At 46.0% G+C, this 7,363-nt stretch carries 8 protein-coding genes and 1 pseudogene; 5 read left to right on the top strand and 4 right to left on the bottom strand.

What is annotated here, in order from left to right:
- From BP727_RS03945 to BP727_RS03960, 4 genes and pseudogenes are all read right to left on the bottom strand, one after another.
- Nucleotides 1–507, bottom strand: a 507-nt coding sequence (locus BP727_RS03945; RefSeq protein WP_286857503.1) for a PIN-like domain-containing protein, incomplete at its 3' end; no start/stop codon positions are given.
- 3 nt (nucleotides 508–510) lie between these two features.
- Nucleotides 511–1,824, bottom strand: a complete 1,314-nt coding sequence (locus BP727_RS03950; RefSeq protein ID WP_394339395.1) for an IS4 family transposase — start codon at nucleotides 1,822–1,824, stop codon at nucleotides 511–513.
- Between the two features lie 92 nt (nucleotides 1,825–1,916).
- A complete protein-coding gene (locus BP727_RS03955; RefSeq protein WP_286857505.1) occupies nucleotides 1,917–2,507 on the bottom strand; it encodes a PIN-like domain-containing protein in 591 nt (196 codons plus the stop codon).
- Between the two features lie 429 nt (nucleotides 2,508–2,936).
- Nucleotides 2,937–4,141 (bottom strand): annotated as a pseudogene (locus tag BP727_RS03960) (IS3 family transposase).
- Between the two features lie 12 nt (nucleotides 4,142–4,153).
- On the opposite strand from BP727_RS03960, the gene BP727_RS13560 reads away from it, so the two are divergent.
- The 5 genes from BP727_RS13560 to BP727_RS03980 form a co-directional block, all read left to right on the top strand.
- The gene (locus tag BP727_RS13560) at nucleotides 4,154–4,486 is read left to right on the top strand and encodes a DNA/RNA helicase domain-containing protein (RefSeq protein WP_342766269.1); all 333 of its coding nucleotides are present in this window, start codon (nucleotides 4,154–4,156) and stop codon (nucleotides 4,484–4,486) included.
- A gap of 200 nt (nucleotides 4,487–4,686) precedes the next feature.
- Entirely contained in the window at nucleotides 4,687–4,818 is a 132-nt protein-coding gene (locus BP727_RS03965) for a hypothetical protein (protein WP_286857507.1), read from the top strand.
- 72 nt (nucleotides 4,819–4,890) lie between these two features.
- Nucleotides 4,891–5,871, top strand: a complete 981-nt coding sequence (locus tag BP727_RS03970; protein ID WP_286857509.1) for a ketopantoate reductase family protein — start codon at nucleotides 4,891–4,893, stop codon at nucleotides 5,869–5,871.
- 56 nt (nucleotides 5,872–5,927) lie between these two features.
- Nucleotides 5,928–6,833: an EamA family transporter gene (locus BP727_RS03975; RefSeq protein ID WP_286857511.1), complete on the top strand. Its 906-nt coding sequence runs from the start codon at nucleotides 5,928–5,930 to the stop codon at nucleotides 6,831–6,833.
- A gap of 140 nt (nucleotides 6,834–6,973) precedes the next feature.
- Nucleotides 6,974–7,363 (top strand): acylphosphatase (locus BP727_RS03980; protein WP_286857513.1); only part of this gene is annotated, 390 nt, incomplete at its 3' end.

The following is a 7,363-nucleotide window of genomic DNA, read 5'->3' on the forward strand; positions in this document are numbered from 1 at the left end:
CTTCTTCATGTTCTCCTGTTGCATAAGATAATCAGCAATTGCAGGAGATATTAACTTCTTCATGTTCTCCTGTTGCTCAAGATAATGAGAAAATGCAGATTGCCTTAAATCTTCAATTTCTTGTGCTTTGGATTCTTCTTCTGTCCTATGTTCTTCTACCTCTTCAATATATTCTTTCTTAATACTTGTTTTTAAATATTTATTGGAATACATTAAGAACTTATCCAGAGCATACATATAAAATATTTCTTTAGTATTACGATTGAACTCTGAAATTAATTCTGGTCTAGGACCAATTTGTTTACTGGAGGGGGGCTTCCACCACCAATCTTTCTTTGTTTCATTAGTGACAAGAATTACAGGCAGTTTTTTTTCTTTGGCCATGTCAATAATTTGAAACCATAATATAAGATCTCCATAGATTTTAATGCCTTTTTTTTCAGGATTGTCTTTGTCTTCAAATCCTGGTGGTAATTCCTGCGAATATCTTAATAATCCATGTGTCATCGGTTAAGCCCACCATTCCTCTGTGTATCTCCTTCTATTCACATGCGGGTCGAGTGCTTCACTGAAGCTAATTCTCAATGAAGTTATAAAAGAAGTATCCAATCCCAGATATTCAAGAACATCTGCCAACAGATAGTTGGCTTTCTCGGAGAATACAGTCCCCCATCTCAGCTGAGTGAATCGAACGACCTTTTCTCCGGGATTTAGTCTACGTATAATTGTATAAATTTTTCTGCTTATTAATAGCGTTAGTATCGCAATCCAGATAAAAGCCTCGATGACTTGCGGATTAGACGTAGGGACAACATCCAATGCATATTTGCTCTTGAGCTCCTTGAAAAGAATCTCTACCTCCCATCTTGCTCCGTATAATCTGGCTACTTCTTCAGCTTTCAGCAGATCCGTTGAGAGATTGGTTATATATAGATGGTACTTGTCTTCATCCTCGTTGTATACTGCGACCAACCTGAATCGCTCACTGTCCTTTTTCTCCTTTCCCCGATAGGCTCGACGGTTGAATGTTACTTCCACCTCGACATCCAGCACCTGTCTTTTCAAGTTCTTAAGGACATCCTGAAGCTGCTTTCCCCGAACATCGATGCTCCGGCCTCGATGAGTTCGGTAGCTTTCGATAATTAGGGGATTGGCGTTGCTTTTCAGCCTGGATACGAAGTATCCGCCGTTTTCCTTGATTCGGGTGAAGACTTGATACTTATAGAATCCTAGATCGATAAGCAGGATGCGATCTTTTATCCATGGTCCTATCTTGAGTGTCTTCAGTTCATTGGTGTTCTCAGAGAACAATGCCACGCTCTTAGGGCCGCTAGCTATGGCACTGGTCAATACTGCAACCTTGACACCGGCTGCCACTTTGCGTGATCTGGTAGCTGGCCAGATATCTGCCAGCTTTTCGTGCAACCTTATGATGGTGCTATCCTGGATCAACACGTCTTCGAAAGGCGATAGCCGATCACTGAGGGTTCGATTGGGCTCTTGAGCCAAGTGTTCGAGGCCATGAGATACGCATTCGCGGAGGAAGGTTACTAGTTCAGGGGTAAAGCGATAATACCAGCTGCTATCACTTAAAATCAGATTTGATGCCGACTCATAGTTGCGCTTCAGACCAGCAAGGGTTCGCTGCAGAAATGTCCCATAACCTATAGCAAGTGTCCAGAACATGATCACGGGATCGATCTTGCGCTCGCGCTTTATCAGTCCTGTCTCTTTTGCTTTGTCTCTGAGCCATTCCGGCGGAAATAGCTCACAAAGCGTCCGCTCAATTAGATTTTTGTCATCGAATGAATATTGCCTGGTCAACTCAATCGACCCCCTTCGGATCTAAGAGAGTCTCTATAATATTTATATGTTATTAACCAGGCTATCTTTACTATCATATAACTTGGATTGCATCAAAAGAGAGGAGTGCTATATAAAGCAAGCCTTAACCGATGACGTATGCTTAATAATCCATCTTTGCAAATTTCCTCAAGTTTTTCCGAAGAGTAGGGTTTTCCCACCTTATCAATAAACAATTTGCTGATGCATTCATCAATGTAACTCAGATCCTTTTTTGGATCGGGATAATTTTCTACAATAAGCATTAATTCCTCTTTAATTCTTGAAAATTCGTCTTTTAATTTTTTCATTAATTTATCTTTAAGCTCATGGGTTGAATCATGTTCATCCATTCCTTTCTTTCCTTTTATTTTTTTTTCAGCATATTCAGGATAATCAATTATTATATCTATCAAAAATTTGTAATTATCTTCTTGATTTTTCTTTATTCTCTCTTTATTATCATAATATTCCAGGGCAACTTGGTGTGGAATCCATATGCGATCGGAGACTTTCTCAAAAGTTTCTATTATTTCTTTGCGTACTTCTGATGAATAAGAATATAAATCAAGAAGAACATTTGTATCCACAACAAATACGCATTTATTCCATAGATAATCAAATTCCTCACTACTTAATCTATAACTCGGAAGAATGCAATCCATAGCTAAAATCCTCCGATTCCTTCTATTTCAACTTGATATTAAAGCATTATGCTCTTCCTAATCATATCGAGCTATCAATCTTCCGATAAGCTTATTCATTTATTTAATAATTATATTAAAGATTTAATGGTAATATTCTGAGTCTTTCTAATGGATGTCAGTCTCCTGGTGTCGATAGCGGTCTAAATGTGTCCAATAGTAGCGGGATAAATTGTCCACCTGCCAATCCCTTGGGTTGAAACCGTCATGCCTGGATAGGCACCCATGAGGCATGAAAATTAGGTCATGGCATGAAAGCATGTCAAGACATCAATCACACGCAGGAGAGATTGCATCGATATGCATGAGCCACATTGGGAAGGATCTCGTTTGAAAAACAGGAATGGCAAGGAAATAAAGTGGAGTGAACCCCTGATAGTAGACAGGTAGTTAAGCAACGGTATTTAAAGCAACCTCCAATTCGAACTGATCCGGAGATCTATAATCCAGTGCCGAATGCAGTCTCTTCTTGTTGTAAACCTTCTCAATGAAATGCCAGATGTTTTCATAGGCATCTTCAAATGTTCCGTACTCATTAAGATATACCTCCTCGACCTTTAGAGTCTTGATAAAGCTCTCAGCAAATGCATTGTCATATGGATTTCCTTTTCTGGACATGCTAATCAGAATGTTATGGTCTTTAAGACAGTCAACATAATCTTTAGATGCATACTGCACCCCTTGATCCGAATGATGGATGAGACCGGTTAGAGATTCTGACCATCTATTCCTCAATGCCTTTGCCAATGCATTCATGGCCAGCTGGCTTCCCAAACTCCGGCCTAGATCCCAGCCGATACACTTTCGGCTAGCGAGATCCAGGATCACTGCCAAATAGATATGCTCATGTCGAAGCTGGATGTATGTGATATCCGATGCCCAGATCTGATTCAATCCGGTTACTGTTGTACTCTTCAGAAGGTTTGGATATACCGGCAGTCCATGGCTGGAATCAGTAGTTACTGGCTTGAACTTCTTTTTATGGCACAACAGGCTATCCAGATGCATGAGCCTCAGTACTCGCTTGTGGTTAACAAGATAGCCGCGATGCTGGAGCTCTGCCGTAATCCTTCGATAGCCGTATCCGGGAAATTCCAGAGCTATATCTTGAATCTCGTCTCTGAGAACGGTATTTTCGGTATTATCAGATAGATTTGCCTTCTGCTCTATTCGCCATTTGCAGTAGCCGCTGCGACTTACATCCAATACCTGACATGATTGAGATATGGACAACTGAAGGCTGCTCGAATGTGCTTCCTGGATAATCATGTACTGCCTCTTAGTGTTGGTTTTAGTCTCTCCTCTCGGACCTTCTTCTGGGTCATGGCGAACGCTTTTTTTAAAAGTTCGTTCTCGGCATGAGCCTGACCAAGCAGCCTCTCAAGCTCGGCAATCCTGGCCTCGTACTTGCACCGGTTGCCATTGCCACTGAACGCTCTTTCAGGATTCTCGGCTAGTTCATCTCGCCACCGGCAGGGAAGACTGGGATGTATGCCGTTCTCGCGGGCGATTTGAGCAAGGGGTTTCCCGGACTCAAGCTCGGCTACTACTGATATCTTAAATTCTCGGTCGTAGCGCCGTCTGGTCTTTTTCATGTGATTCCCTCCATGAGTTGCCATTGTTTAACTCATTGTCCACTCGGAGGGGTTCACTCCAAAGAGTATTCAGAAGATACGGTAGTCAAGGGCTCAAAAGATAAATTTACAGAATTAATTAAAAATTCTTATAAGGTTTTGCTGACCAGAGGCCTAAAAGGCTGCTATGTCTGCTTTATGGATAAGGATACAGAGCGGTTTGTGAGAAGTAGGATGGAGAACCCAAACCGCGATTGCTTATTGTATGCAGGACAGAAGGGGCTGCAACTCCAGGTCAGTGGATCGCATCACGATGGATGCAGGCTTGGAGCAGATCGACGGCACGATAAATATAATCGTAGATAGATCTCTCTATGGAGCCCAAAGAGCGAATTTTAATGATTATGTTGAAGCCCGTATAGGTGTTCTCATACCTGCGAGTAAGAGTTTTCTCACGTCGATTCAAGACAATGCTCATGTGTTCAAGCCATAGATTTTGTCGCCTGCCCAATAAGCCGCAAGCAAAGATACAATGACGATCAATACAATCAAAAAACTAAAATGCAGTGGATGCGATAAGGGGGCTGATGATCAGCGGAGAGCTGAGCAACCTGACCGTCGATGTCCTAGCCATACTGGTCTTCGATGTGGTGGTCTTCGCCCTGGCATCGTTGAGCTTCAGGAAGATTATAGAATGAGATGATAGAAAAAGAGATGATCGAGTAGGAAATGATAGAATAGAGATGATAGAGTAACGAGGGGCAAGTGCATTGATCGATAATAAAATTAAACCTAAAAATATCCTGATATACGGCGCAGGGGCGATAGGCTCCCTTATGGGCTATCTGCTCTCCGATCCACCCTCTGAAGATGGGGCCACAATCGAGAATGTAGCCCTCCTGGGCAGGTCCGGGCATATGGAGAAGATCAGGTCCGAGGGGCTGCAGGTGGAGGCCTCCGAGGGCATGACGCAGGTGCATTTCAGGCACCTGTTCACCGACCTTGATGAATTTGCCAGATCCGACTTTCATCCGGATGTGGTTATGATATGCGTCAAGACCTATTCCCTGCCGAAGCTTTGCGAAGAGATTGCCCAGTCAGGTCTCGATGGCAAGCTGAAAGATGCCCTTTTCCTCCTGCTGATGAACGGCATGGGAAACCGGGAGCTGTTCGAGACCCTGGTCCCCGGAGCCCTGGGGAGGATTCATGAGGGTATCACCTCCAACGGGGTCAAGCTCGCCCGGGAGGGCAAAATCGATCTGAAGGGCAAGGGGGCGACTGTCATCGAAAAGAGCCTCCCGCAGGAGTTGGAGCAGTTCATGAAAACCCGATTTGAAGAGCGGGGATTTCAGATTGAGTTCTCAGCAGACTTCAAGAGACAGCAATGGAATAAGCTCTTCATCAACTCGGTGATAAATCCAATAGCCGCCCTGTCCCGGCAGCAGAACAAAGTCATCCTCTCTCCCGTTTTGCAGAGCGCTGTGAGAAGGGTAGTCGGGGAAGGGGTGGCGGTCGCCCGTGCGGAGGGGTTGAGCTTTGATCCCGATACTGTTTTAGAGCTGGTCCTCACCGTGGCCGAGAAGACGGGGGAGAACAGCTGCAGCATGCTCCAGGATATCCTGAAGAACAAGACCACGGAGATCGATTCAATAAACGGCTATATCGTCCGCCTGGCCGAGGAGCATTCTATCGCAGTTCCCGTGAACGAGGCATTATACAGCCTGATTAAAGCAACTGCCAGGGGCTCGTAAGATTTGAATCTAGATATGGGAAATCCATAACCCTTCCTCAGGCAGGAGAGATCCTCGTGGACTGGTTTGCATTCTCTATTGCTGGAGCCGCCTGCCTGGCGGTCACGGGGATCATAGACAAGTTCTACCTGGGAAGGTATGTCCGCAATACCCTGGCATATCTATTCGTCCTGGTGGTGATTCAGCAGGTATTTCTCCTGCCCGTCCTGGCCTATGCCGGCCTGGAGTTCGTCTATCCTCAGAGCCTTTATGCCCTGTCCATCGGAGTGGTGCAGGTGATTCTCTGGGCGGCATATTTGCGCGCCCTCAAGGTGGAGGAGACGAGCAGGATTGCCGGCCAGGTCTACGTATTTCCGGTATTCGTCTTCCTGGGGGAGTTCTTCCTTTTAGGCGAGACCCTGCGGCCCTCTGACTATGTGGGCGGTGCCCTGCTGGTCTTGGCCGCTTTGCTCATCTCCTACCACCCGGCCTCCCATCCTGGAAGAATCGCCGGAGGAGGCAGGATCTCCCCTGCTCTGAAGTACATGGCAGTCTTCTGGGTCTTCACTGCCGCATACTCTTTGGCCTCCAAGTACCTGCTCGACTACATGACCGAGTGGCATCTGATCGTCTGGTCGTCGCTCGGCAGTCTGATAGCGGTCTTAGCCTTCCTGGCCAGAGGAGAGGTTCGAAGCGAGGTGGGGGGCTATTTCCGGTCCGGTCCGAGGCTGATCTCGATTCTTTTTTTGAATGAGCTGTTCGACTTCCTGGGAAGGGGATCGCTCATATTTGCCTACGCCCTGGGGTCAGTGGCCCTGGTATCGAGCGTCTCCGCTCTGCAGCCCTTCATCACCCTGATCTATGTGCTGATTCTGGGCTTCTTCTTGCCCGGGATGCTGGTTGAGGACTCAGACGGGAGGACGATTGCGCTGAAGATCGGGGCCACTGTACTGATCGTTGCCGGGGTGTACCTGGTGTCTTGACTGGAATGGGCTCGTGGTATTAAATGAGGAGGAACTCAGGCTTAGTCAGCCGTTCCGAAAAATCACAAGTACTTTTTGCAGCAGGAGCCAGAAGATTACACTCAAATCCTTTCATAACAGTGAGGACATAAGGATTGAAAATGAAGCTCAAGATCACTCTCGCCGGTCCAATGGTGCATGATATCGGCTACCGAGTGTTCTTGCTCAAGAACGCAATGAAAACCGCTCTGCCAGGGCTTTCTACCTACAACTGGGAAGGAGATGGCAGGCAACAGGTAATTGCCCTGGTAGAAGGGGATGAGGCTCGAATCAAAGCATTCCTCAAAAAGATTGAGAAGGATAGGCCAGGGCTTGCTCAAGTTACTGAAGTGACCTCTGAGCCCTACGAAGGCGAGGTTGGTCGAACCAGCGAGGTCGCCATGCTCTGCTCATTTGTTCAGCTGGATAAGGCCATCCCGCTGCTCCTTGATATGAGAGACGATCTGAAGGCGGTGCGGAAAACTTCTGACGCAACCCTCGATGAGGTCAGA

The organism is Methanosaeta sp. UBA356 (assembly GCF_002496465.1).
Classification (GTDB): Archaea; Halobacteriota; Methanosarcinia; order Methanotrichales; family Methanotrichaceae; genus Methanothrix; species Methanothrix soehngenii.